23 protein-coding genes and 1 pseudogene are annotated in these 25,179 nt (G+C 46.5%); 8 read left to right on the top strand and 16 right to left on the bottom strand.

Annotated features, from left to right (window positions below):
- Positions 1-15: 15 nt before the first annotated feature.
- Both QUB04_RS28815 and QUB04_RS28810 read left to right on the top strand, forming a co-directional pair.
- Positions 16-744, top strand: coding sequence for a Bax inhibitor-1 family protein (locus QUB04_RS28815; RefSeq protein WP_333289806.1), 729 nt, complete (start codon positions 16-18; stop codon positions 742-744).
- 251 nt (positions 745-995) lie between these two features.
- Complete coding sequence (locus tag QUB04_RS28810) at positions 996-2,579, top strand: tetratricopeptide repeat protein (protein WP_333289804.1); 1,584 nt, start codon at positions 996-998, stop codon at positions 2,577-2,579.
- A gap of 136 nt (positions 2,580-2,715) precedes the next feature.
- On the opposite strand, the gene QUB04_RS28805 is transcribed toward QUB04_RS28810, so the two are convergent.
- A complete protein-coding gene (locus QUB04_RS28805) occupies positions 2,716-3,141 on the bottom strand; it encodes a hypothetical protein (RefSeq protein ID WP_333289802.1) in 426 nt (141 codons plus the stop codon).
- Positions 3,129-3,437: a Uma2 family endonuclease gene (locus QUB04_RS28800; RefSeq protein WP_333289800.1), complete on the bottom strand. Its 309-nt coding sequence runs from the start codon at positions 3,435-3,437 to the stop codon at positions 3,129-3,131. Before QUB04_RS28800 ends, QUB04_RS28805 begins: the two co-directional genes overlap by 13 nt.
- A gap of 290 nt (positions 3,438-3,727) precedes the next feature.
- Here QUB04_RS28800 and QUB04_RS28795 point away from each other — a divergent pair.
- The 4 genes and pseudogenes from QUB04_RS28795 to rpsU form a co-directional block, all read left to right on the top strand.
- Positions 3,728-4,300: pseudogene (locus QUB04_RS28795) on the top strand (PCRF domain-containing protein); the annotation flags it as partial.
- 24 nt (positions 4,301-4,324) lie between these two features.
- A complete protein-coding gene (locus QUB04_RS28790) occupies positions 4,325-4,744 on the top strand; it encodes a peptide chain release factor-like protein (protein WP_333289814.1) in 420 nt (139 codons plus the stop codon).
- A 66-nt stretch (positions 4,745-4,810) separates the two neighbouring features.
- A protein-coding gene (gene prfB / locus QUB04_RS28785) for a peptide chain release factor 2 (RefSeq protein ID WP_333289797.1) occupies positions 4,811-5,927 on the top strand; the annotation gives its coding sequence in 2 pieces (ribosomal slippage) (positions 4,811-4,882 and positions 4,884-5,927; 1,116 coding nt in all).
- A gap of 201 nt (positions 5,928-6,128) precedes the next feature.
- Positions 6,129-6,323: a 30S ribosomal protein S21 gene (gene rpsU / locus QUB04_RS28780; protein WP_006632476.1), complete on the top strand. Its 195-nt coding sequence runs from the start codon at positions 6,129-6,131 to the stop codon at positions 6,321-6,323.
- Positions 6,324-6,334: 11 nt separating this feature from the next.
- Here the strand turns inward: rpsU and QUB04_RS28775 are convergent, their stop codons facing one another.
- The 14 genes from QUB04_RS28775 to fbp form a co-directional block, all read right to left on the bottom strand.
- Complete coding sequence (locus QUB04_RS28775; protein ID WP_333289795.1) at positions 6,335-7,798, bottom strand: AtzE family amidohydrolase; 1,464 nt, start codon at positions 7,796-7,798, stop codon at positions 6,335-6,337.
- Positions 7,799-7,822: 24 nt separating this feature from the next.
- The gene (locus QUB04_RS28770) at positions 7,823-7,999 is read right to left on the bottom strand and encodes a DUF4089 domain-containing protein (protein WP_190657847.1); all 177 of its coding nucleotides are present in this window, start codon (positions 7,997-7,999) and stop codon (positions 7,823-7,825) included.
- 60 nt (positions 8,000-8,059) lie between these two features.
- Complete coding sequence (locus QUB04_RS28765) at positions 8,060-8,617, bottom strand: KGK domain-containing protein (RefSeq protein ID WP_333289793.1); 558 nt, start codon at positions 8,615-8,617, stop codon at positions 8,060-8,062.
- Positions 8,618-9,070: a hypothetical protein gene (locus tag QUB04_RS28760; protein WP_333289791.1), complete on the bottom strand. Its 453-nt coding sequence runs from the start codon at positions 9,068-9,070 to the stop codon at positions 8,618-8,620.
- 11 nt (positions 9,071-9,081) lie between these two features.
- On the bottom strand, positions 9,082-9,390 hold the full coding sequence (locus tag QUB04_RS28755) for a hypothetical protein (RefSeq protein WP_333289789.1): 309 nt from the start codon (positions 9,388-9,390) through the stop codon (positions 9,082-9,084).
- A gap of 26 nt (positions 9,391-9,416) precedes the next feature.
- Positions 9,417-10,685 (bottom strand): cytosine deaminase, encoded by a 1,269-nt coding sequence (codA, locus tag QUB04_RS28750; protein WP_333289786.1) that lies wholly within the window; start codon positions 10,683-10,685, stop codon positions 9,417-9,419.
- A gap of 184 nt (positions 10,686-10,869) precedes the next feature.
- Positions 10,870-11,361 (bottom strand): ureidoglycolate lyase, encoded by a 492-nt coding sequence (locus tag QUB04_RS28745; protein ID WP_333289784.1) that lies wholly within the window; start codon positions 11,359-11,361, stop codon positions 10,870-10,872.
- A gap of 97 nt (positions 11,362-11,458) precedes the next feature.
- Positions 11,459-13,063 carry a cobyrinate a,c-diamide synthase gene (locus QUB04_RS28740; RefSeq protein ID WP_333289782.1) on the bottom strand — a complete coding sequence of 535 codons (1,605 nt, stop codon included), beginning with the start codon at positions 13,061-13,063 and terminating at the stop codon, positions 11,459-11,461.
- Positions 13,064-13,415: 352 nt separating this feature from the next.
- Positions 13,416-14,780 carry a glucose-6-phosphate dehydrogenase assembly protein OpcA gene (opcA, locus tag QUB04_RS28735; RefSeq protein WP_333289781.1) on the bottom strand — a complete coding sequence of 455 codons (1,365 nt, stop codon included), beginning with the start codon at positions 14,778-14,780 and terminating at the stop codon, positions 13,416-13,418.
- Positions 14,781-14,938: 158 nt separating this feature from the next.
- Entirely contained in the window at positions 14,939-16,468 is a 1,530-nt protein-coding gene (gene zwf / locus QUB04_RS28730) for a glucose-6-phosphate dehydrogenase (protein ID WP_333289779.1), read from the bottom strand.
- A gap of 3 nt (positions 16,469-16,471) precedes the next feature.
- Entirely contained in the window at positions 16,472-17,326 is an 855-nt protein-coding gene (locus QUB04_RS28725) for a hypothetical protein (protein WP_333289776.1), read from the bottom strand.
- 492 nt (positions 17,327-17,818) lie between these two features.
- A complete protein-coding gene (gene tal, locus QUB04_RS28720; protein ID WP_333289774.1) occupies positions 17,819-18,973 on the bottom strand; it encodes a transaldolase in 1,155 nt (384 codons plus the stop codon).
- 28 nt (positions 18,974-19,001) lie between these two features.
- Complete coding sequence (locus tag QUB04_RS28715; protein ID WP_333289772.1) at positions 19,002-19,166, bottom strand: hypothetical protein; 165 nt, start codon at positions 19,164-19,166, stop codon at positions 19,002-19,004.
- A gap of 47 nt (positions 19,167-19,213) precedes the next feature.
- Positions 19,214-20,287, bottom strand: a complete 1,074-nt coding sequence (gene fbp, locus QUB04_RS28710; protein WP_333289770.1) for a class 1 fructose-bisphosphatase — start codon at positions 20,285-20,287, stop codon at positions 19,214-19,216.
- Between the two features lie 629 nt (positions 20,288-20,916).
- On the opposite strand from fbp, the gene QUB04_RS28705 reads away from it, so the two are divergent.
- Complete coding sequence (locus tag QUB04_RS28705; protein ID WP_333289768.1) at positions 20,917-23,196, top strand: AAA-like domain-containing protein; 2,280 nt, start codon at positions 20,917-20,919, stop codon at positions 23,194-23,196.
- 36 nt (positions 23,197-23,232) lie between these two features.
- Positions 23,233-25,179: AAA-like domain-containing protein (locus QUB04_RS28700; RefSeq protein WP_333289766.1), on the top strand; the 1,947-nt coding region annotated here is incomplete at its 3' end.

Raw genomic sequence — 25,179 nt, 5'->3', positions numbered from 1 at the left:
ATTAGGTAAATCCTCGTGAGTAACACTAGCAATTTCCGCGAAGCCGTGCGCGAGGCCAAAAACCACGCGCTGGTAGGCCCCAACGTCATCTCCAACGCTCTCCCCTTCGTGGGCGGCGGACTTGTCTTAACTGCTGTCGGCACCTACGGGGGCCTCGGAGTGATCCGCAACTATCCGGGGATCTTCTTTCCCACCTTCATTGCTGCGATCGTCGTAGAATTAATTTTGTTCTTCGTCGCCCGCGCCGCCGCCGAACAAGGCAACAAAAATACCGCTTTGCCCCTGCTGGCAACCTACAGCCTGCTTTCCGGCTACACCCTCAGCGGGTTGGTGTCTGTAGCCCTCAGAAGCCAAGGCGTCGGCATCTCCGGCATCGCTTTTGCTGCACTCGGATGTGGCATTACCTTCATCGCCGCCCGCCAAATTGGCTCCAACCTTTCTGAACAAGACGGCATGGCCCTCACCAAAACTATCAGTTTAGGTGTGATTGCTTTGTTAGTCGTCGTTGGCGGTCAGTTTCTGCTCTCTCTCTTTGGCGTCTACACCCCAACCTGGTTGGAAATTGGCATTTCTGGCATCGGCGTGTTTATATTTGCCGGTGCTGCGATCGTCGATTTTTACATATTACCCCGCACCTACCGCGACGACCAGTATTTGCCCGCCGCTCTGTCGATGTACTTGACCTACATCAACTTGTTCATCTTTATTCTGCGCCTGCTGATTGCTCTCAACGGCCGGGATTAATTGAAACTTTAGCTTAAAAAAACCGCGGCTCGATCGACATCGAGCCGCGGTTTTTGATTAAGATTGGGAATCAAGATAGTCGTCATCTCGTCATCTCGTCCTCTGTCCCTTATTTAAAAAACTTATATCATGTCCGCAGGCGACAGACATGAAGTATAATGTTACTTTTTAATCACTCTATCAAAGGTCTTGTTATCTAATCCTGTCGATCGCGATTTCAATATTAATCACAAATTAATTGGAGAAAACTCATGTACTTAAAATATGAAGATATCAGGAGAGTCAGCGTAGAAATTACCTCCAGGTGCAATGCAGCTTGCCCGCAGTGTCCCCGCACCGACAACCCGATTTTGCCGGGGGCAGAATTAAAGATGCAGGATATTGAGAGAATTTTTCCCAAAGAGTTTTGCTCTCAGTTGGATTTGGTTTATATGTGCGGCAACTACGGCGATGCTATGACCAGCAATACCACAATTCCGGCGATCGAATATTTGCACCGCATGGGAGTTCCTCATATCTGCCTGTACACCAACGGTAGCGGACGCAATCCCGACTGGTGGCAAGCCCTGGCAAAGGCGATGACAGGAGAAAACGACAGCGTAATTTTTAGTATCGACGGCTTGGCCGATACTAACAGCATTTACCGCAAAAATACCAACTGGGATAGAATAATGCAGTCGGTTAATGCCTTCATCCAAGCTGGCGGAAAAGCTGTATGGCATTACTTGATATTTGAACACAACCAGCATCAAGTAGAAGCAGCACGGGATTTAGCCCAACAATTAGGATTTGTCGAGTTTGTACCGAAAGCAACCTCTCGTTTTGTGGCGAAAGAGATTTATGACAAAGAGTCCGCAAATCAGCAGCCTCAGAAGGCAGAAAACTCTCAGGTAGAGGCTAAGAGCGATCGCCCCAACCAACCAGCAATAACTAATGCGTCAGCCCCTCAAAATCAAACACAGACCGCTGTTGGGTTGCACAAACAAGCTGAGGACTGTTTGAGACAAGGACAGCTCTCAGAGGCGATCGCAGCCAGCCAACAAGCCCTAAAAATTCAACCTAATTTTGCAGCAGCCTGGAAAACTTTGGGCAATGCTGTTCAAGGTTTGGGGAAGATGCAAGCAGCAGCAGACTGTTACGCCAAGGCCCTCAAAATTCAGCCTGATTTTCCAGAAGTTTATGCTAATGTCGGCAGTCTTTATGCTCAACAGCAACAGTGGCAGCCAGCTAGTGCTTATTACCAAAAGGCGATCGAGCTTAAACCCAATTTTGCAGGAGCTTATCGCAATTTAGCTAAAGTGTTGACGCAGTTGGGGCAACCAGAAAAAGCAAATTATGCTTGGTATCAAGCTATAGCTATCGAAACATCTCAAGCACCAGAACCAACTCCTTCTGTCCCATCAAAGCCAGCCACCGAAGAACTCCAACCCCCATCGTTGGAACAATATAAAAATCCCCAGGGAGACCAATTTATCCAAGCGGTAGAAAAATTTGGTAGCCTAAACAATTACTACCGAAATGTAGAAATTAGCTGTCAAACTCAAGCCAGCAAAGAGATTTTCATCAGTTTTGAAGCGGAACTCTGGCCTTGCTGTTGGGTAAGCCATACTAAATACGCTGTTTATAACCACACTTACAGACCGCAAATGCTGGCTTTAATTGAAAAGTACGGAAATGGTTTTAATTCTCTCAGAACTCAATCGGTGAAAGATGCGATCGCCAGAGATTGGTTTCGCGAAGACCTCACAAAAAGTTTTTCCTGTTCCAAAAGGTTGGACGTATGCGCTCACGAATGCGGTAAAACTTTCAATTCAACAGGTTCGCAGTATATATAAGAAGTCATTAGTCATTAATCGTAGGGTGCGTCGCCACTCTTAAATCCCTAAAAAAATCGACAATCGATCGGCGACGCACCTTACTATTAGTCATTAGTCACAAGGAAGAATGCGGTGAAGCCGATCGAATTTCATGTCACGATTCAGGCAGGTTATCGGGATCGATCCCTTGCGATCGCAAATACTCAGCTAGGCGTTCGGCTCGCTGTCGTTCTACCCTCAACTGCTCGCGCATCTGCTCCGCCGCTGCATCCGGCAGGGGATAGACATTTCCTGACTCGTCGTACCAAACCAGAATTTCTTGCTCGATGCCCCCAATAACTTGCTGAGATCGCCCCATGCCCAGTCCCACTTCTGGCATCCAATAGGGTTCGCCAATCTGCTGGCGATACTGCCCGTCAATCAGCTTGTACACTTCAAACGGTTGATGCCGATCGCGCCGCCAGAATTCGGGGTTGTAAATAATGTAGTACAAAACCCCTAACCCGGCATAAATCGACATCTTCTCGTCGTACTCCCCACCGGGTTTGTGAGACACCATTTCCAATGCTAAGATCGGCACAACCTCGTTTTCTTCCCAGACAGCATAGCTGCGGCGAGATTTGCCCCCTTTTCGGCGCTCCACCCCCAAACTGAGAAACCCGTCGGAACAGGCACTTTGGGACTGATTCCCGTCGTGTGATACACCGCCATATCCACCCCAAAGTACCAATCCATGCGAGCCGACCAAATACCGATCAGGACAAACAACAATAGGTTCGGCAGCAGATTCTGGTCTTCGTTATCCACAGGGGTATCGTCCGAACAGGGCAGGTCTTCGGTGGACGGCAAGCTTAATTTTAGTTCTGGGGAAATCATCGCAGTTAACTTCCATCGAGATCGTTAACCTGATTTTAGATTATAGCAACTTTTTTTTAATTTTTAATGCGGTTAAATTTTCAATTTAACTGGTTCGCAGGATATCTAATTACGAAGAAACAATAACATTTTGTTGAAATATCCTAATTTCAGCTATAATTTGTAAAAGAATTCAAAACCATGAGGACTAACCGTGGAAATTCTACACATCAAACACAACATCGAAACATTGTCCGATCGCCTAACGGGTCTACAAGACTGTCTTTAGCTCAGCATTAACCGCCGAGAGCCAAAAGTTACAACAGCTAGCAGCACAGCCGAAATCGGGCAACAGCATCAATACAGGCGAACGGCTACTCCAAGAACTAGACGCACTCCAATCCTACCAGGCAAAACTCAACCAGTGCCAAACAATTTTGGCAGATGCTACAGCAGCAGTGGAGTTGCTCGAATTTCAAGCAGACGACGAACTAGAGCAAGAACTTCAAACTAATTTAGCTCAACTTAACTGCTCTCTCGAAGAGTATGAATTAGAGCAATCGTTGAGCGGGCCTTGCGACAAAAATGGAGCCTACCTGATAATTAATGCAGCAATAGATGACTTAGATGCTCTAGACTGGGCACAAATGTTGCTGAGAATGTATGCTCATTGGGGACAAAACCGAGGCTATAGAGTTATGTTGGTTGAAGATTCCCTATTGGAGTATGTAGAAATTAATTCTGCTATTTTGGAAATAGGAGGAGTTAATTCTCTAACTTTGGCAATAGACGGACGTTACGCTTACGGCTATCTAAAGTCAGAAACCGGAGTGCATCTACTGAAACGTACATCGCCTTTTAATATTACCAGAAAGCAGGCGAGTTCAGTGACGGTGGAAGTTGTGCCAATGTATGTGGAACTGGAGATTCCAAAGCAGGATTTAGAATTAATAATCTTGCCTCCTCCCTACGTGAGGTGTGTAGTCCGAACTTTGGTGAGGATTGTTCACATTCCTACTGGTATTTCTGCAATATCTGGGGAGGAGCGGAGTCGATTGCAAAATAGAGAAATGGCTTTGGCGGTTCTCAAAAGCAAACTGTTTGCTATTATGCAAAGACAAGGAGTTCAACAGCTTGCAGACATTCAAGTTGAGCGCCTAAAAACAGCCCTTAACCAACAAATTCGGGAATATCAATTAGCCAGCGACAGCGCGAATCAGGGCAAAGTTTTGGATCTGCGTACAGGAATCCAAACAACAGACATCGCCGAGGTACTCGACGGCAAAATTGACTCATTTATCAAAGCTGGTGTGCTGCTGAAAAATTGATTTGCACATTTAGAGCAAAATTTCAGCTAAACTCAAAAATACACCCCACAACTAGGAGAACTCACAGTGGAAGTTCTAGACATCAAACACAATATCGAAACTTTGTCCGATCGACTGGGTGCAACCCAGGACTATCTTTGACATCCCCGCACTCACAGCCAAAATTCAAGACTTAGAGCAAATCTGCGCCCAACCAGCATTTTGGGAAGACCAAGATCGAGCTCAAGAAACCCTGCAAGAACTTAATGACTTCAAATCTCATTTAGACCAATATCGCGGCTGGCAAACTAGCTTGGCAGATGCTAAAGCTATTTTAGAACTGCTGGAGTTAGAAGCCGACGAGTCCTTGTTCCAAGAAGCCTCATCGAGTCTTTCTCAGTTAACCCGCGAACTCGACCAGTGGGAACTGCAACAATTACTATCGGGGCCCTACGATGAAGGCGGCGCCGTTTTGACGATTAACGCCGGGGCCGGTGGCACAGATGCTCAAGATTGGGCGGAAATGCTGCTGCGGATGTACACCCGCTGGGGGGAAAGTCAAGGTTACAAAGTACATTTAATGGAAATTTCCGAGGGAGAGGAAGCAGGTGTTAAATCGGCTTCTTTGGAAATTGTCGGCCGCTACGCTTACGGTTATATGCGATCGGAAAAAGGCACTCACCGCTTGGTCAGAATTTCGCCTTTTAATGCTAACGACAAGCGTCAAACCAGTTTTGCAGGCGTTGAAGTGATGCCAATTCTCGATCGATCCGTCAAGTTGGACATTCCAGAAAAAGATTTGGAAATCACGACTTCCCGCGCTGGCGGCAAGGGCGGGCAAAATGTTAACAAGGTAGAAACCGCAGTCCGCATCGTTCACATTCCTAGTGGTTTGGCCGTCCGCTGCACAGAAGAACGCAGTCAGTTGCAAAATAAAGAAAAAGCTTTGGCATTACTCAAGGCTAGGCTGTTGGTGGTTGCTAAGGAACAGCGGGCTTCGGAAATTGCCGAGATTCGCGGCGATATGGTGGAGGCGGCTTGGGGCAACCAAATTCGCAATTATGTTTTTCACCCATACCAAATGGTCAAGGATTTGCGTACTGGAGTGGAAACAACCGCCATCGCAGATGTAATGAACGGCGAATTAGACCCGTTTATTCAAGCTTACCTGCGGCAGGAAAATCAGTTGGTCAGTAGTCAGTAGTCAGTAGTCAGTAGTCAGTAGTCAGTTGACAGTAGTCAATGAGGACTTCAGTCCGCAAAAAAGCAGGACTTGCATTCCTCACTACGAACCAATTTTCTGGTATGATTTTTGGGTTTTGGTCGATCGCCCGACCTTCAACAGGTCGCGCGGCCAAAAACCTTGATATGATAAAACTTGATCTACCGAACAAAAGGAGAAATAATGACCCAAGTTGTAATAGGCGAAAATGAAGGGATTGAGTCAGCCCTGCGACGGTTTAAGCGACAAGTTTCTAAAGCGGGCATTTTCCCCGACATGAGAAAGCACCGCCACTTTGAAACCCCGTTGGAAAAGCAGAAGCGCAAAGCTATTGCCAGAAGGACTAAGAGACGCTTCCACCGCAACAACAAACCCTAGAATTATTAGCACTAAATTGATTCGGCAGATATAATGCCTTGCGATTCTAGTACCGCAGCGACTCGGAGAATCACCGCTTCGCTGTAGGGAGCACCAATAATTTGTACCCCCAAGGGCAAAGCGCCGGGCCGCTGTACGGACACGCAAAGAACGGGCAAGCCAATAAATGATAGGGGTTGGGTGAACAGTCCGAGATTGGGACGCACTCTTGTTTCTTGTCCGGCTATTACCATTTTCTCGACGCCAATTTCAGGGGCAGCTATCGGGGTTGCGGGTGCGAGGATGATGTCTGTTTGTTGGAATATTTCGCGAATTCGATCGCGGTACCACTGTCTGAATCTCTGCGCTTGCAAGTACCAAGTCGCAGGGATCAGGGTTCCCGCTAAAAAGCGATCGCGCGTCGCCGGATCGAAGTCTTGAGGGCGCGATCGCAAATTGTCTAAATGCAAGTTTCCGCCCTCGCAGGCGGTAATGATAAATGCCGCAGCCCGGGCGCGATCGGATTCCGGTATGCTGACAGTTGCAAGCCCCCCTATTTTTGGGGGGTTTGTTGTTTTTTCTGTGCTAATACCACAATCCAAGACATTTGTCAAGGCTTTAGCAACTATTTCTACAGCATCCATTGCTTCCGGTTCGGCCCCTGTGGCGAAATACCCGTCAGCAACAGCAATTCGCAATCCTTCGATGCCTTGATTTAACTGCGGCGAACAAATTTCTGGCGGGCGTTGAGTGCAAACTGGGTCACGAGAATCAGGGCCTTGCAGGATATCGTACAGCAGCGCCATGTCTCTGATCGATCGCCCAAACGGCCCCACACAATCCAAACTACCCGAAAATAAATAAGCGCCCGCCCTGGACAAACGGCCGTAAGTAGGCTTAAACCCAAAGACACCGCACAAAGCAGCCGGTACGCGGATGGAACCGTTAGTATCAGAACCGAGGGTGATGGGTACAAAACCGGCGGCGACTGCTGCTGCGGAACCGCCGCTGGAACCGCCAGCGATGCGCGTAGTATCGCGGGGATTGCGAGTCGGCCCGTAGTGGCTGTTTTCGGTGACGAAACCGTAGGCATACTCGTCCATGTTAAGAGTACCTACGAGGATTGCACCGGCTTGTTTTAGTCGGGCGACCACCGCCGCGTCCTGGGTAGCCGGAGGATTGTCAGCGTTGATTTTTGACCCTGCTAGAGTAGTAATTCCGGCGATATCGAACAGGTTTTTGACAGCGAAGGGAACGCCTGCTAAAGGGCCTGGGTTTTGGTTATTTGCGATCGAATTATCTATATTTTCGGCTGCTGCGAGTGCGCTTGATGCAGTGATTGCAGTAAAGCAATTAAAAGCTTTATCCTTAACAGCAATCCGTTCCAAAGCAGCACTTACCGCCTCTGTAGCCGTAACCTTACCACATTTAACAGCCGCTGCCGTAGCAACCGCATCAGCCTTCTCTAAAAAACATCTGCGTTCATCTGCGTTCATCTGCCCTCATCTGCGGTTAAAAATCTAAGGTTCAAACACTGGCGCAGCTTCGATTGCTTGAGGTAAAGGGAATTCTGTAACGAGTTGGGCGATCGCAGCTATTCTCTCGAAGTTTACCACAACACCGGGCCGATGTTCCGGGTCTAACGGTAAGTTTATCAGTTCGGCCGTGCGATCGACATATTCTTCTATATTTGTCATTTATGTTCTTGCTACCCTTTGAGTGCGATCGATTATTGTATGGTAAGGGCGATCGGGTTGTCAGTTGTTATTGCTCAGCTTTTTATATTCCTCGGATTGTCTGATATCATCTAAAGGAGATTTAGGCTCTAGTGGTTCATCAGGACAAAACTTTATAGATGTCTGCGTTTCCCAAGAATTTAAATTAAAATTAACTTCGATTTGAACCTTTCCTTTTTGCCAACCCTTGGAACCAATTTTGAGAATTTGACACTCGATTCCTTCTTGAGGAGAGTTCCAGTTTAGCTCCCCTCCCCTAAGTTTCGTCTCTTCATTAATAGGCAGCTCTTTCATCAATTCAATTATCCGCTTCTGAAGTTTGTTAACTTCTACTGCATTAGCCTCCAATAATATATTTCTAAACTTGCTGGCTGCTAGCTCTTTAAACCGGCGCACCGTAAAAGTAGCTTTATTGAATAGCAAAACATCATCATCGCCGTCTAGTGTATCATATTTTTTATGGGCTTCAATCTTTTCGTTCATTTTTTTACACAATTCTGGTTCTTCCTCTTCAATACCATTTCCCGCTATCTTAGTCAAGCTCGTAAAAACATGAATTAACTCTTGGACTTTTCCCACTCAAACACTAACAGTTTCCCGCAACTTCTCAACAGCCACATCCAGCGGAGGCAAAGTAAAATCCTCAGCATCCATTAATTCCTTAACCTTCTCAAAAATCTCAACCTCCGCCTCTTCCTGATCCGTTAGCTTATCATAAAAATAAGGGTCGGTAAACCACTGCTCAAAAGCAATCTCTAACCGCCCATTCGGTGCTAGTTCAAACCGCCAATACTTAGAAACTCTACTATCAACCACCTCAAACAGCGGTGCAGGATTCTGCATGGGATAATAGGTGTAGTTATCGTCACAGATATAGTACCAAACATTACCCTGCGATTGGTAAAGAGCGTAGACAACATATTCTTTGCCAAGCGTTAGCGGAAATTCCACTTCTTTCGTAAAATAGAACTCAGGCTTGAGGTAACTTTCAGGGAGAGCATTACCTGTATTGGCAATACAGCGAATTTTCATGTTTTTTATAACTACAGATTTTTTAGTGTAGTTTTAGGATATGTACGTTTGAATTTAAACTCAACAGTTTGGGCAGTCTCGTTATTTCTGAACCAATGTACTTCAACAACTGCTCCCTCAATTACTGCGGTTTGGGCACTAACCATTTTAACCCAATCACCGACTTTGCCCCCGTAATTAGCGACCAATCGGGGAGCATCTCCCAACGGCTTATCTGCACTGCCTAGAATTCGTTTGCCGACGCTAGCTTTAGCATCTTGCAACAGAAGTTGCTCCGGCAAATTTCTCGGACTCTCATCGGGAATAGCACCTTGATTCACAATTTAACAGCTTCAAATATTGTTTGTCAAATACCATAAAAACTAATTTTAGCAGGTGAAGTTTCCGCCAGCAACTTTCCCCGCGAAATCACATACCGAACCGCAGCGCGCATCCTAATTGCATCATAACAATCCTCAGCATCCAACACAATCAAATTTGCAGGTTTCCCTGCCTCTATCCCATAATTATTATCTCCCAAATTCAAAGTTTTAGCACCGTTGACAGTCACCATATTAAAACAAGCTTCTATCTCAGCCATTCCCGTCATCTGACAAACATGAACCGCCATATGAGCGACATCCAACATATTTCCCGTACCTAAACTATACCAAGGATCTTGCACGCAGTCGTGCCCAAAACTCACATTCAATCCCTGCTGCCACAATTCCTTAACTCGCGTCACCCCACGGCGTTTCGGATAAGTATCAGCGCGGCCTTGCAGAGTGATATTAATTAAAGGATTGGCAATAAAATTAATTCCCGATTTTGCCAAACTTCCCATCAGCTTAAAAGCATAAGCATTGTTATAAGAACCGAAAGCCGTCGTGTGGCTTGCAGTCACCCGCGAACCCGCCCCGCTTCTAATCGCACAAGCTGCTACCACCTCCAAAAATCTCGACTGTTCATCATCGACTTCATCGCAGTGAACATCTATTAATCTATTGTATTTTTCAGCAAGTTCAAAAATTCGCTCAACCGACTTCACCCCATCTTCCCGCGTCAACTCATAATGCGGAATCCTGCCCACAGCATCCGCACCCATATCCAGAGATTTCTCTAAAAGTTTGTCATTTTCTGGACTTCCGTAAATCCCGTCTTGGGGAAAAGCCACAACTTGCAGAGTCATCCAATCTTTGACTTGTTCTCGAACTTCCAAAAGTCCTTGCAAAGCAGTCAGCGTCGGTTCGCTAACATCAGCGTGACTCCTGACAAACAAAATTCCTTGAGACGCTTGCAGCCTTAAAGTTTCAACCGCCCGTTTTTTGACATCATCCAGAGTTAAACATTGCTTTCGTTCCCCCCAGATTTGAATACCCTCGAACAAAGTGCCGCTTTCATTCCATCGCGGTTCCCCCGCAGTCAAAGCCGAATCGAGATGAATGTGCGACTCCACAAAAGGAGGACTAACTAAATTGCCTTGAATGTCGATTTCGCGTTCCCCAAGTTCTGATATCAGAGGCGAAACGGCGACTATTCGGTCATCCTCAATAGCAATATCAACCCTTGGGCGATCGTCGCCCGCACCTAACAAACGACATTGGCGCAGAACAATGCTATACTTTTGGTCAGGCATGACAATTGCACCTATTTTAATACTTGTAAAATTTATCTTTCCGGCGTTGGGATTCCGTATAGTGAGGCAAAAAGAATTCCCCAATCACTTGCGAACCCCCTCCTTCTCCTCCTCTGCGTCCTCTGCGCCCTCTGCGGTTAAAAAATCTTACTCAAAAAACCAACCTATAACCATAATCACCAAATCAGACAATCTCAAACTCCAGATAGTGATTTTTCACAAAATCAAAAGTAAAATGGTCAACCACATTAGTATCGCTCAATTCCAGATTGTAAAAATCAACAAAATCCGCATCAAAATACGGCCCAGCGTGCCAAGTCCCCACATCTAACTTAATAAAACAATTGCCCGGAATCCGAAAAGCAGCCATATCCTCTAAACTCGGTTTATAGCTATCCCCAGGAGGCGCAACCGCCATCAACCAATCCTGCCCCTCTAAAGAACCCAAACACTGAGTACATTTAATGTGTCGTGTAATTTTGCCAAACTTGCGACCTTTATGGTGCAGCCGCATAATGTAAAATCTAGGAATACCATTTTGCAAATTTAACTGAGCATCCTCAGCATCGAAAGACTTGCCATCAACAGCCGCAAAGATAACTTGACCGTAACTCCGAAAATTCTCCGGTGTCACCCATTGTGCGGACAACTGCTTAGTCGAAATTGATTCGCTCATAAATCCCAACATCCCTAGCTTGATCCGTTAGGAACATTCTAATACAGTAAATCCTCTCTCATCTCTTCTGGGTGCCCTCTGTGTCCTCTGCGGTTAATTAAATAAAAAAATCTAGTTCGCTTTCTCGATCGCCCAAAACACCCTTACAATCAAAATCAGCACACTGCTGCAAAAAACGAGCCGGAATATCAGGGCGAGCACCCCAATGCAAATGCAAATAAGAAGCGTGCACCTGACAAACTCCCCAACCTTCAGCAACCGCCTCAACTTCCCCCCGCTTCCCATACCTCCAACTGTGATAAACTGGATTACTCGGTTCAACAGTTAAATGCGATCGATGAAACTCATGTCCCCAAACCTCATCAAGAGCAGTTAACACCAAACTATCCCTCACCGCCACAGCTTCTCGGTATCCCAGCGTCAAACGCTTTCCCATCGCAGCAGCAGTTTTCAACACACCCACCCCAGGCCAAGAATTGCCATCGAAGTCTACAATAGAATCACACAAATACATCAAACCGCCGCACTCCGCATAAGTCGGCATTCCCGAAAAAATCGCCTTTCTTACCGCATCCCGAATTAAAACATTACCGCTCAATTTTTGAGCAAACACCTCGGGAAAACCACCACCAAAATATAACCCTTGCACATTGTCAGGAAAAACCGAATCATCAAGGGGACTCCAAAATACCAACTCGGCACCCAACTCTTCCAACAAATCAAGATTGTCCTGATAGTAAAAATTAAAAGCCCGATCGCGCGCAACTGCAATCCTCACTCCAAATTGTTTTCCCAAACAGTTGACAACATCATCTTTTTGAGTTACAATTCCCGAAGGGAGACTGTGCCTACCCAAAAGTTGCTCAGACCCCTCACCCCCCTCATTTAGAGTTGCAGCCAACAAAGGCAAAAGTTGCTCCCAGTCAAAACTAACAGCAGCCAAATCAGCCAGTTTATCGATCGCAGCATGAAGATTCGGCAACTCCTCAGCAGGAATCAGCCCCAAATGTCGATCGGGAATAGTAACAGCCTCATCCCTACGCAAAACGCCCAAAATAGGTAAATTGAGCGGTTTGAGAGCATCTTGAAGCAGTTCCAAATGTCGATCGCTCGCCACCCGATTCAGCACCAAACCAGCGAATTTAAGGTCAGGGTTAAAAGAACGAAAACCGTGGGCGATCGCAGCCACAGAACCAGAGAGCCTGCTGCAATCTATCACAAACAATACCGGCAAATTCAGCAAATAAGCAACATGAGCCGTAGAAGCAAAGGAAATAGAATAGTGTTGTTTTCCTTCTGGCTTCCTTAAATCCGTTAAATCCTTTACATCTGGTACAATCGTTGCCGAACTTCTATCGGTTACATCCGTTACATCCGTTACGAAATCCGTTGCCGAACTTTCTTCTTCTTTCTTCCGAGAAACACCATCAAATAGCCCCATTACACCTTCAACTAAGGCATAATCAACATCTTGAATCTGACGAGAAAAACACTTTTTTACATAAGATTCAGACGTTAATACCGGGTCTAAATTCCGACAGGGGCGACCAGTAACAAAAGCATGAAACATGGGGTCAATGTAATCCGGGCCTACCTTAAAAGATTGAACATTCAAGCCGCGACGGATTAAATAAGCTAAAAGGGCGATCGTTACAGTAGTCTTTCCCGCACCGCTGCGTTCGCCAGCAATTACTAAAGTCATAGTTCTAAATTATTAACCAAAAATAGAGAAAGCCGACAACTGATAAAGTTAGGAGTATTGGTCTTGAACTTCTCAAATAATACCTATTTAAGGAACCGCGAAGACGCGAAGATCGCGAAGGAAGAATGAGAAGAAGAGAGGTAATTTAGTGGCTTTTGGGAAGTAATTTAGAGTTTTGAGTCAAAGAGCATTATTAATTCAAAACTCAAAACTCAAAACTCCTAAAAAAGTAGGGCAGACATTGCCTGCCCCACTGAATATTAACTCAATCCTTCTTCCTTCTTCCTTCTTCCGACGGAGATCGCACTGACATCCGTTACATCCGTTACACAATCCGTTGCCGAACTTCTCTTTACCGCTTAGCCAACTTCAGCATTTGAGCCGTCACTGCCAAACTTTCTTCGTAAAGCACATCTCGGCCCCAACTCTGCAAGTGCTGGCCCAGCAACTGTTCCGTCACCTGATCGAACAGAGGACTCACCTGGTTAAACCGATCGGTTTGAGCGCCTCCCTTCGTTTCCATCCGCATACAGCCACCCGCTTCCGAACACAGAACCGTACCGCAGTCAGCCTTTTCGTTTGTAGAATTCAAACGCACAGCAATCAAATCGCCCGCGACATCGCCCGAATCAGCAGTAGGAATAGCAGCCAACTCAGCTTCGACAACCCGTTCGTCGGGCCCCGCGAATTTAATTCGCTTGATTTGGTAATCGCCCTCTTCCTGTTTGAAAGCAACCGGACGCCACTGAAGCCGACTCGCCAGCCAACCCAAATACATCAGCGCTTGCGTAGAATTGTCCTGTTCGTAATCGATCGTCACCCGATCGATTTCCCGAATCGCAGCCCGACGTTCCGGGGCGTCAAAAGCCTCAGCAGCCAACTCCTGCCACGCGGCCAGCCGGCGCCAATTCAGATCCGCGATCGGAATTCCCTCCTCGATCAGACTTTGCATCAACAGCAATTCGGCTTCACACTCAGCAAAGCTGCTAGAGTCAACAATCACAGAACTGCTAACTGCCGCCAGCCGCTGGAACAAACCTCGATCGGCATCAGGATTCGCTTTCCACCACAGCAGCGTCGGCAAATCAGCGATAGTCAAGGCCGTCACGATGCCGCTCACCCGTTCCAAAGCAGCTTCCGTACCCCGCAGCGTAATGTACTCGCAGCAGATCAGATTGCCGCTGGTGCGCTTGTGAACCGGACAATAAGCAGCCACTTGAGCCTGCACGCCCGTATCTTCCCCCGCCGTCGGGCACAGAGCAATAATCCGGCAGGGATTGGCAGCCACGATCGCGTCAGCCACCCCCGAACCCCCGGAACCCAAGCCACTAGATCCCATCTCCTCGCCTTTTGAATTTTTGCGAGCCACTTCTTCCCGCAAAGTCGCCAGCAATTCAGCGTTAGCTTTGCCAGTTCTCGGCAGCCCGTAAGCTTTTTGAGCCGCCCTGATGCTAGATGCCGTCATCGGCCCGGTAATACCGTCCACCGGCCCGTCGTAAAACCCCAGATCCGCCAATAACTGCTGAGTTTCTTCCGGTTCGTAGACTACAAAAGTAAACGTTGTTGCCCTAGTAGCGATCGGAAAATCGCCCTTAGACCCCGATTCTCTGTAACTTTCCCAAATTTGACTCAATTCGGCCTCTATTTGGTCGATCGACACATCTTTAGGACTTTGTAGCGAAACCAGGGGCGGAGCTTTCATCGGTGTCATCGTCATAAATCTTTTCTCCTTTGTTATTAGTCAGTTGTCAGTTGTCAGTGGTCAGTTGTCATTAGTCAGTTGTCATTAGTCAGTTGTCATTAGTCAGTTGACTGCCCACTACCCACTGCCCACTGCCCACTCACAACTGACCACTGACCACTGACTAATAACTCTTAAAGTCTTCGCCACTTGCGACCGTCTCTGTTAATTAGCAGTTCTGCTTCCGCAGGTTCCCAAGTACCCGCTTCGTATTTAGGAACCAAATCTGGGTCGTTGGAGGATTCCCAATCCATCAGCGCCGGCGTTACCACCCGCCAAGCTTCTTCCACTTCATCAGAACGGGTAAACAAAGTTTGGTCGCCCAGCATACAGTCAATTAACAGTCGATCGTAAGCATCCGAAGATGTCACCCCAAAAGAAGAACCGTAACTGAAATCCATATCCACCGTCCGCGTCCGCAAATCCGGCCCCGGCATTTTCGCCTCAAACCTCAGCGAAATCCCCTCGTTCGGATGCACGCGCATAGTCAAAACGTTAGGAGTAGTTTGTTGGGCCGCAGACTGAAAGATTAGCAGCGGAACTTCGCGGAACTGAATCGCAATTTCGCTAACTTTTTTCGGCAACCGTTTGCCGGTTCGCAGGTAGAAAGGCACTCCCTGCCAGCGCCAGTTGTCAATCATAAACTTCATCGCCACAAAAGTCGGCGTTGTCGAGTTGGGAGCAACCCCCGGTTCATCGTGATATCCCGGCACGGGTTTGCCCTTCATCCAACCTGCGGAATATTGACCCCGAATCGCTGAGAACTCCAAGTTATGCAAATCTGCCAAGCGAGTTGCTTGCAGAACTTTCATCTTTTCGGTGCGGATGCTGTCAGCGTCGAGCGAGTTCGGCGGTTCCATCGCCGTCAGACAGAAAATCTGCATCAAGTGGTTTTGCAGCATATCCCGCAACGCCCCAGAGGATTCGTAGTAACCGGCCCGGTCTTCTACGCCTACTGTTTCTGCAACTGTAATTTGTACGTGATCGACAAATTGGCGATTCCACAGCGGTTCAAAAATCGCGTTAGCAAACCGGAACACCATTAAATTCTGAACAGTTTCTTTACCCAAATAGTGGTCAATCCGGTAAACTTGCTGTTCTTGGCATACCTTCTGCACGACTCGGTTGAGAGCTTTTGCCGAACTCAAGTCCCGGCCGAAGGGTTTTTCAATTACCAAGCGGTTTTTGACTGGATCTGCCAGCATTTGAGCCGCGCCCAGTTGCCTAATTGCTTCTGGGAAAAAGTTCGGGGAAACCGACAGATAAAATATGTGATTGCCGCGAGTTCTCCTTTCTTCGTCGAGTTCCGCTAAGAAATCTTTGAGTTTTTGATAGCTTTCGGGGTTGTCTATGTCGCCCGGACAGTAGTACAAACCTTTAGCGAATTCTTGCCAAAATTCTTCATTGCCAATGCCGCCGCCAAATTCTTCAATGCCTTCGCGCATTTGCTCTCGGAAGTAATCGTGACTCCAAGGGCGGCGGGCTACTCCCACCACGGTAGTTTCCGGTGGCAAGCGTCGATCGCGCTTCATCTGATAAATTGCAGGTACCAGTTTGCGCTGGGTGAGATCCCCAGAAGCTCCGAAGATGACCAGAATTTGTGGTTCCGGCACTCGTTCTTTTCGCAAACCGACCCGCAGTGGATTTTCAAGTAGCGTTACCATTATTTATTTTCCTTGTTCTAGTGCTGTTAGTCTTGCTAATACACCATGATAGTTTGCGGTCATTTCTGCTAGTTGCTGGGTCAGAGAGTTAATTTGCCCTTCATACTCAGCTTTGACTTCCGCTCTGATTTCCTCCCTGAGTTCTGCCTTAATTTCCTCTCTGAGTTCCGCCCTCACTTCTTCACGAATTTTTATCCTCTCAGCAGCCAGTCGCACTTCCCAATCTCGATCGCGCTGTCGCAGTTCAGCTTTCAACTGCCTGTTTTCGGCTCGCAGTTGCTCCAACTCCAACGCCACAGCAGCAGCACGCCTATCCCTTTCTCTGTTTTGCTGTCGGATTTGCTCTCTAAGGCGCTGATTGTCCGATCGCAATTTCTCCAATTCTGAAGCATCATCCTTGCCAGTTCGCCCGCTGCCTAGTGATGGAAATCGCTGTTCAACCAAGCGCTGAACTGCTGCACCAGTGGGCATACCATTGGGCGATGACTCCACAGCCTCTTGCCAGATTTCGAGTTGCAGTTCTGGCGATAATCCTGTTAGAGGACGGACTTGGCGCTCGTTGGCTGGAAATTTGAGACCCATGGGTCTCAAATTTTCCATTACCCGTGCTGCCCCTATAAATCGATCTGCTGTGCGTCTTGCTATGCCCCACTTATCCTGACAATAAGCCTCAAAAGTTTTTTGGGTTTCCCGATATAATTTCTGTTCCCGAATTTCATCAAGGGCTTTGCCAACTTCGTAAAAAGTCTGAAGTCCATTTTCTACAATGGATTCCAGTTCTTCCAGCCTAGCCCGTTCGGTGACATCAAGTTGGGCTGTTGCATACTCGCTTTCTAGTACGGTATTGGTAGTTGGCATAGCAATTCCTCAGCGGTTGTAGATGGAGAATTCGAGTTGGATCTTCTGGCGAGATTCCTGCTAGAGGACGGACTGGATTTTCCTTTGTGGGATTTTTGAGACCCATGGGTCTCAAATTTTCCCGGTTCGGGATGGAAACTCAGCACTTGAGAGCCAAAATCATAGTTGATTTTCCTTTGTGGGATTTTTGAGACCCATGGGTCTCAAATTTTCCCGGTTCGGGATGGAAACTCAGCACTTGAGAGCCAAAATCATAGTTGATTTTCCTTTGTGGGATTTTTGAGACCCATGGGTCTCAAATTTTCCCGGTTCGGGAGGGAAAACTCAGCAGTTGAGAGCCAAAATCATAGTTGATTTTCCTTTGTTGGATTTTTGAGACCCATGGGTCTCAAATTTTCCCGGTTCGAGATTCAAAACTCAGCACTCAAGAGCCAAAACAATTATCTATTCCGACTCCTAAATGCTTCTGCCTTCAAGGATACAGATATCTGCCTAAGCGACGGGTGACAACTTCTGCACTTTCTCTTGCAAGGAATCCATCAGGGATTGGAACGGGGTGACGAATTTATCAATCCCGTCCAAGAGCAAGTCTGCCATCACTTGGTCCAAGTTGATGTCGATGTCGGGATCTTTGAGACTTTCGATCAGCGTGTAAGCTTCTGCAACGTTGTTCTCAATCCGGGGTGCGACATCGCAGTGATCGAAACAAGCTTCAACGGTGTTCGGCGGCAAAGTGTTAACGGTGTCGGGGCCGATTAGTTCATCGACGTACATGACATCGCTGTAGTTGGGGTTTTTGGTGCTGGTGGAAGCCCACAGCAAGCGCTGCACTTTCGCTCCTTTGGCTGCTAAAGCTTGCCAGCGATCGCTCGCTACGATCTCTTTATACTTCTGGTAAGCTACCTTCGCATTGGCGATCGCAATTTTCCCCTTCACTGCTTCCAGTTTAGCTTTTGTGGAAATATCGGTGACATTTTTGAGTTTCTCATCAATCTTGCCATCGATATTGATGTCGATCCGGCTCAAGAAGAAACTGGCAACAGAAGCAATATTGCTCACATCCAAACCTTTAGCCACCCGCGCTTCCAAACCGCGAATGTAAGCCCAGAAGGTTTCGACGTAGCTGTCAACCGAGAACAGCAAAGTCACGTTAACGTTAATGCCTTCGCTGATGACTCGCTCGACTGCGGGCAAACCTTCAGCGGTTCCCGGAATCTTAATCATCACGTTTTCTTTGCCAAGGGCTTTGTAATAGCGCAGGGCTTCGCTAATCGTGCTTTCTGTGTCGTTGGCGATCGTCGGTGGCACTTCAATGCTAATGTAACCGTCTAAACCATTCGACTCTGCGTAAACTGGGGCGAAGATGTCGCAAGCGTTGCGGATATCTTCAAATACCAGAGATTCGTAAATCTCCATTACAGATTTACCCGCCCGGATGCCAGCTTCGATATCCGCGTCGTAAATCACATTACCTGCGATCGCTTTCTCGAAAATAGCTGGATTAGATGTAATCCCCCGCAGTCCCCGACTTTCAATCATCTGTTTGAGTTCGCCGGACTCGATCAGATCGCGAGTCAAATTGTCCATCCAGATACTTTGGCCAATTTCTTTGATTTCTAACAGGTGATTCGTTGGTGTTGCTGTCATTACTGTAACTCCTACAATTTGATAGCTGTTAATTGGGACTTGGAAATTGGAAATTGAAAATTGAAAAGTGGTAATTGAAAATTGGCAATGGGGAATTGGTAATTGGGAGTCGAAAGTTATAAGTTAAAACCCTCTTCCTTCTTCCTTCTTCCTTCTTCCTTCTTCCCTCTTCCGACGGACATCGGACTGACATCCGTTACATCCGTTACATCCGTTACACAATCCGTTGCCGAACTTCCTTCACTTTTGGACTGTTCTAGGATTGCGCGATCGATCTTGAATAAAAGACTCGACCATCGCTACATTTTCTTTACTGCCGACAATCAAGGGCGATCGCTCATGCAGTTTGGTCGGCACAACATCTAAGATGTCTTGAATGCCCGTACTTGCCCGCCCGCCGGCTTGCTCCATCAAAAACGCCAAAGGAGCCGATTCGTAGAGCAAACGCAATTTGCCTTCGGGGTTTTTCACCGTTCCGGGGTACAAAAACACGCCTCCCTGGAATAAAATCCGGTGGAAATCTCCCACCAAAGCCCCCCCGTACCGGGCGGTGTAGCCTTCGCTGCGGTGTACGTAGCGAATGTAGTCTCTCAAAGATTCCTCCCACTGCCAGAAGTTGCCTTCATTAACGCTGTAAATCGGGCCGCGATCGGGAACCTTAATGTTTTCGTTAGCTAGAATAAACTCGCCCAAACTGGGGTCGAGGGTAAAGGAATGAACACCCTGACCGATCGAATAAACCAGCATGGTACTGGGGCCGTAGAGTACATAACCAGCGGCAATTTGTTTGTGTCCATGTTGCAGCAAGTCGGAAGCAGAGCCATCTGCATCGTCCCCCTCTTGCTTGCGGATGCTGAATATGGAGCCTACATTGAGATTGATGTCAAGATTGGAAGAACCGTCTATAGGGTCGTAGAGCAGACTGTAACGCCCGATCGGACAGTTTTCGGGAATGTAGTAGGGTTTTTCCATTTCCTCGGAAGCCAAGCGGCAGACAAGTCCGCTTTGCTGGAATACCGAGATAAACACTTCATTGGCATAGATATCCATCTTTTTGACGGATTCTCCCTGCACATTCACAGCCCCTGTAAACCCTAAAGCATCTTCCATTAACCCGGCTCTGCTGAGCCTCCTCGCGATCAGCTTAGCCGCCAGCCCGATGCGATTCATCAGGGCACTGAGATCCTGAGCATCTGCTGAAAAGCTGTGAAGTTGCTGGAGTACGTGACGGGATAGAGTTGTGCAATCGCGGTCTAAGGATTGCACCTGATCTATCGGGCCCAGGCGGGTTTCCCCTGTCGGCGCGTTTACCATGATTTTGATGTCCTCCCTGTCTTGCGGCTTGCTAGTTGGGGATTTTCAGGTGCAAGGCGTTTGCCCCTGAATCGGCTTTTAGGTCGATCGTCCCCCAAGTTCTATCTTAGGAAGGGTTTTGCGATCGGGCGTCGAACTTTAGGTGAATTTTAGATCCCCATCGAAAATTGAGGAGTTCGATCGAGTGTTGAGTCGGGAATTGTATCCAAAATCACTAAATTTTTTAAATTAACCGCTCTAGACGCTCTTGACCTAGAGGAAGAGCAGAAGGAAGAAGCAAGAAGGAAGAAGGAAGATTGTTGCTGGATTAATTATCAAAAATATTTCTAAATATATCGCACGAAAAATTAGTTTTACAGGGGCAAATAATCTCGATATTTATGAAAATACGACTGCAAAACGGGAAGCAGCTCGCACTTCTTGAATACGTAGCTCAAATGATTAGTTGAGAGTAGCGATCGCCTTGTGGATTGGTTATGCTTGACAAGCGGGCGAGCGTTTCTGTCAGTTTACTGACCAACAAAAATAAAGATGTTTGTGGTTAAATACCGTAAAGGCAAGAAATATCTCGCTCTGACTGGGATAGTCTCGTTAAACTCCTATATCTCCTAAGCGTGAAGGTTCCATTGATGAACATTTATCCTTTAAAGAAAAAAACTATCCTATTTTTGGCAGCCAACCCCAAAAATACCACCCATGTGGACTTACAGAAAGAGGCGAAGGAAATTGCAGAAGGATTGCAACGCTCTAAAAAGGGCGACAATTTTCAACTGGAGCAACAGTGGGCGGTGACGCCAAGAGAAATGCAGCGAGCCGTATTAGATTATAAACCAGAGATTGTGCATTTCTCAGGGCATGGTGCAGGAGAAGGGGGTTTAGCCCTAGAAGATGGCATGGGGCAGATTAAGCTAGTAAATGCCAAAGCTTTAGCAGCTTTGTTTGAGGCGTTTAATGAGTACGTGGAGTGCGTCATACTCAACGCTTGCTATTCAGAAGTGCAAGCGGCTGCGATCGCACGTCACATTCCCTATGTGATCGGCATGAAGCAAGCGGTGGGAGATAACGCCGCACGAGAATTTGCTGTAGGTTTTTACGATACCTTGGCGGCGGGGGAGTCGATCGAATTTGCCTATAAATTGGGTTGCGTTAGCATCAGCATGGCAGGAATTCCCGAAGAACTTACTCCGGTATTAAAGAAGAAGTCGGATTTTTCCCAGTTGGATGCAGCAGAGCGATCGCGGGATGCTTATGTTGGTGATAGCGTTGAGAAGTCGTCGCCTGTGCTGGAAAATGCGCGATCGATCGCCGCACCTCCCCTTTCTCTTCTCAACTTAGACAACCCCGAAGGTTCGGTGAGTTTAGATTCACCCCTATATATCGATCGTCCTCCCATTGAATCGGACTCCTACCAAACTATTGTTAAGCCCGGAGCTTTAATCCGAATCAAAGCCCCCCGGCAAATGGGAAAAACTTCCTTAGTGCAGCGAATTTTATACCACGCCAAGGAACAGGGATATCAAACAGCGTATTTAAACTTTCAATGGGCTGATGGCAGTTTTCTCACCCATCTTGATGAGTTGTTGCAGTGGTTTTGTGGTGAGATTACCAATGAATTAAATTTAGAAGATAGGTTAGGAGAATATTGGAAAGGCGTTCTCGGCAGTAAAAATAAAACTACGAAGTATTTCCAACGCTATCTACTCTCTGACAGCGAGCGGCCTCTTGTTTTAGGGTTAGATGAAGTCGATCGCATTTTTCAGCATTCGGAAATAGCCACCGACTTCTTTGGATTATTACGAGCTTGGCACGAGCGGGGGAAAAATGAGGAAATTTGGAAAAAGCTGAGGTTAGTCATTTCTCACTCTCAAGAAGTTTATATTCCTCTCAATATTAATCAGTCGCCATTTAACGTGGGATTGCCCATAGAGTTACCTGAACTCAATCAGAGACAGGTAACAGATTTAGTGAATCGACACCGATTAAATTGGTCAAATCAAGAGATTTGTGACCTGATGGAAATGGTGGGCGGTCATCCTTATTTAGTTCGAGTTGCTCTCTACCAAGTTGCTAGGGGGAGAATTACCTTAGAGGGGTTGCTAAAAGTCGCTCCTACTGAAGAGGGCCCTTACTACGATCATTTACGACGGCATTTAGTTAACTTGGAAAAAGATGCCGAACTAGCAGCAACAATTAGACAAGTAATTAACAGCGAACAACCTGTAGAGATTCACACCGGAGAGGCTTTTAAATTGCGAAGCATGGGGTTGATCAAATTTCAGGGAAATGCTGTAATGCCATTGTGTGGTTTGTATCGTCAATATTTTCGGCATCGCCTAGCCTCTCCTCAAAAGAATATGACTGCTGTGCAACAAATTAATAACCAATCAAGCTTGCACGTAGAGAGTAATTTAGCAGCTATTATTTTTTCGGATGTCGTTAATTCCACCGCCTTATCAGTTGCCAACCAAAAGCTGACACTAGAATTAGTGAATCGAGATTTCAACATCATCCGAGGCATCTGCGCTAAACATCAAGGCCAAGTGCTTAAAGAAATGGGCGATGGTTTATTAATTTGCTTTCCAGAAAGTGCCGTAAAAGCAGTTGCCTGTGCGTTAGAAATACAACGAAATTTCGCCCAAGCTGCTACCAGCTTACCTGCGAGTCATGTCCTGCAACACCGGATTGGTATTCACTTGGGAGAAATCTTCTTTCTTAATAATGATATCAGGGGGGCTGGTGTAAACTTAGCCGCTCGTTTAGAAGGGAAAGCAGAGCCAGGAGGAATCTGTATTTCTGAAACAGTTTATCAAGTCGTTAAAACCCACTCACCTTTAAATGTGATTGACTTAGGAATGCAACATTTAAAGGGAATTCCTGAACCAGTACGACTGTACAAATTGATTCCTTAATTTTCTGAATTTCTACCTATGAATTAACAATGACCTATGAAAGATTATCAATATCAAGTTGGAGGGAGCCTTCCTGCAAACGCCCCAACTTATGTCACTAGAAAGGCGGATGAAGAACTTTATCAAGCTTTAAAAGCCGGAGAATTTTGCTATGTTCTTAATTCCCGACAAATGGGGAAATCATCACTGCGAGTGCGGACAATGCAGCGGTTACAAGCAGAGGGAATCGCCTGTAGTAGCATTGATATCACAGAAATTGGCACCTCAGATATTACGCCAGAAGAGTGGTATGCAGGCGTGATTGATAGCATCGTCAGCCGATTAGATTTGTATGAGGTTTTTGATTTAGATGAATGGTGGGAGCAGAACAGCTTACTATCAAATGTTAAACGATTTAGTAAATTTATTGAAGAAGTATTACTCAAAAATATCTCAAAAAATATAGTAATTTTTGTCGATGAATCGGACAGTTTAATTAGCTTAAACTTTAAAATAGAAGATTTTTTCGCTGTGATTCGTGATTGCTATAATAATCGAGCCGATAAACCAGACTATCGTCGATTAACATTTACGATGTTAGGGGTGGCAACTCCATCAGATTTAATTCAAGACAAGCGACGTACTCCTTTTAATATTGGTCGAGGAATAGAGTTAACGGGGTTTAAATTAGCAGAAGCGCAACCTTTGGCAGTTGGGTTAGAAACTCAAGCAGAAAATTCGCAATCCTTGTTAGAAGCAGTGTTATATTGGACTGGTGGACAGCCCTTTTTAACGCAGAAAGTGTGTAAATTGCTGCTCAATCGGGCCAACTCTGCCTCAATCCAAAATCCTGCTGAGTGGGTGGGAGATTTAGTACGAGAAAAGGTGATTGAAAATTGGGAAGGGCAGGATGAACCAGAGCATTTAAAGACGATTCGCGATCGCATTTTACGGAGCGAACAACGGGCCAGTCGGTTATTGGGACTATATCAGCAAATTTTGCAGCACAATGAAATAGCGACTGATGATAGTCCCGAACAAATGGAACTGCGATTAACTGGGTTGGTGGTTAAGCAGTCTGGAAAACTTAAAGTTTATAACCGGATTTATCAATCGGTTTTTAACCTTGATTGGGTGGAAAAGCAATTAGCGGAACTCCGCCCTTACAGCGAAAGTTTTAAAGCTTGGATAGAGTCGGATTGCCAAGATGAATCGCGACTGTTGCGGGGTCAAGCCTTGCACGATGCTCAAAATTGGGCAGCAGATAAAAGTTTGAGCGATTTGGATTATCAGTTTTTAAATGCCAGTCGGGAAGTCCAACAACGGGAAGTTGAACGAGAGTTAGAAGCACAGAGACAAGCGAATAAAATTTTGACTCAGGCGAATCACACGCTAATTAAAGCACAGCAATTGGCCACGTATAAAGTCACTCAAGCCCAGAATTTAGCAAATGTCATCCAGGAAACGGCTTTTTCTAATGAATCATTTCGTTCAGGACAGACATTCCCAGCACTGTTGGAAGCATTAAAGGCAGGGCAAGCATTCAAACAGCTAGATTCTTCAGCCGAGACGACAAAACATATTAGAGGACGAGTGATAGCTGCGCTGCAACAAGCAGTGTCCGCAGTAAAAGAGCGCAATCATTTGGAAGGGCATAACAATTCGGTCTGGAGTGTCGCCTTTAGTCCAGATGGCAAGACATTGGCTTCTGCAAGCAGTGACAACACTATCCAACTGTGGGACTTGCAAAGCCAAAAACCCATTGCTACCCTCACCGGGCATAGCAATTCTGTCAGAAGCGTCGCCTTTAGTCCAGATGGCAAGACATTGGCTTCTGCAAGCAGTGACAACACCATCAAACTGTGGAACCTGCAAAGCCAAAAACCTATCGCTACCCTCACCGGGCATAGCAATTCTGTCAGAAGCATCGCCTTTAGTCCAGATGGCAAGACATTGGCTTCTGCAAGCAGTGACAACACCATCAAACTGTGGAACCTGCAAAGC

The sequence above is a fragment of the Microcoleus sp. D2_18a_B4 genome (genome assembly GCF_036702475.1).
Taxonomy (GTDB): Bacteria; Cyanobacteriota; Cyanobacteriia; order Cyanobacteriales; family Microcoleaceae; genus Microcoleus.
This window is presented reverse-complemented; position numbering and strand designations above follow the sequence as displayed.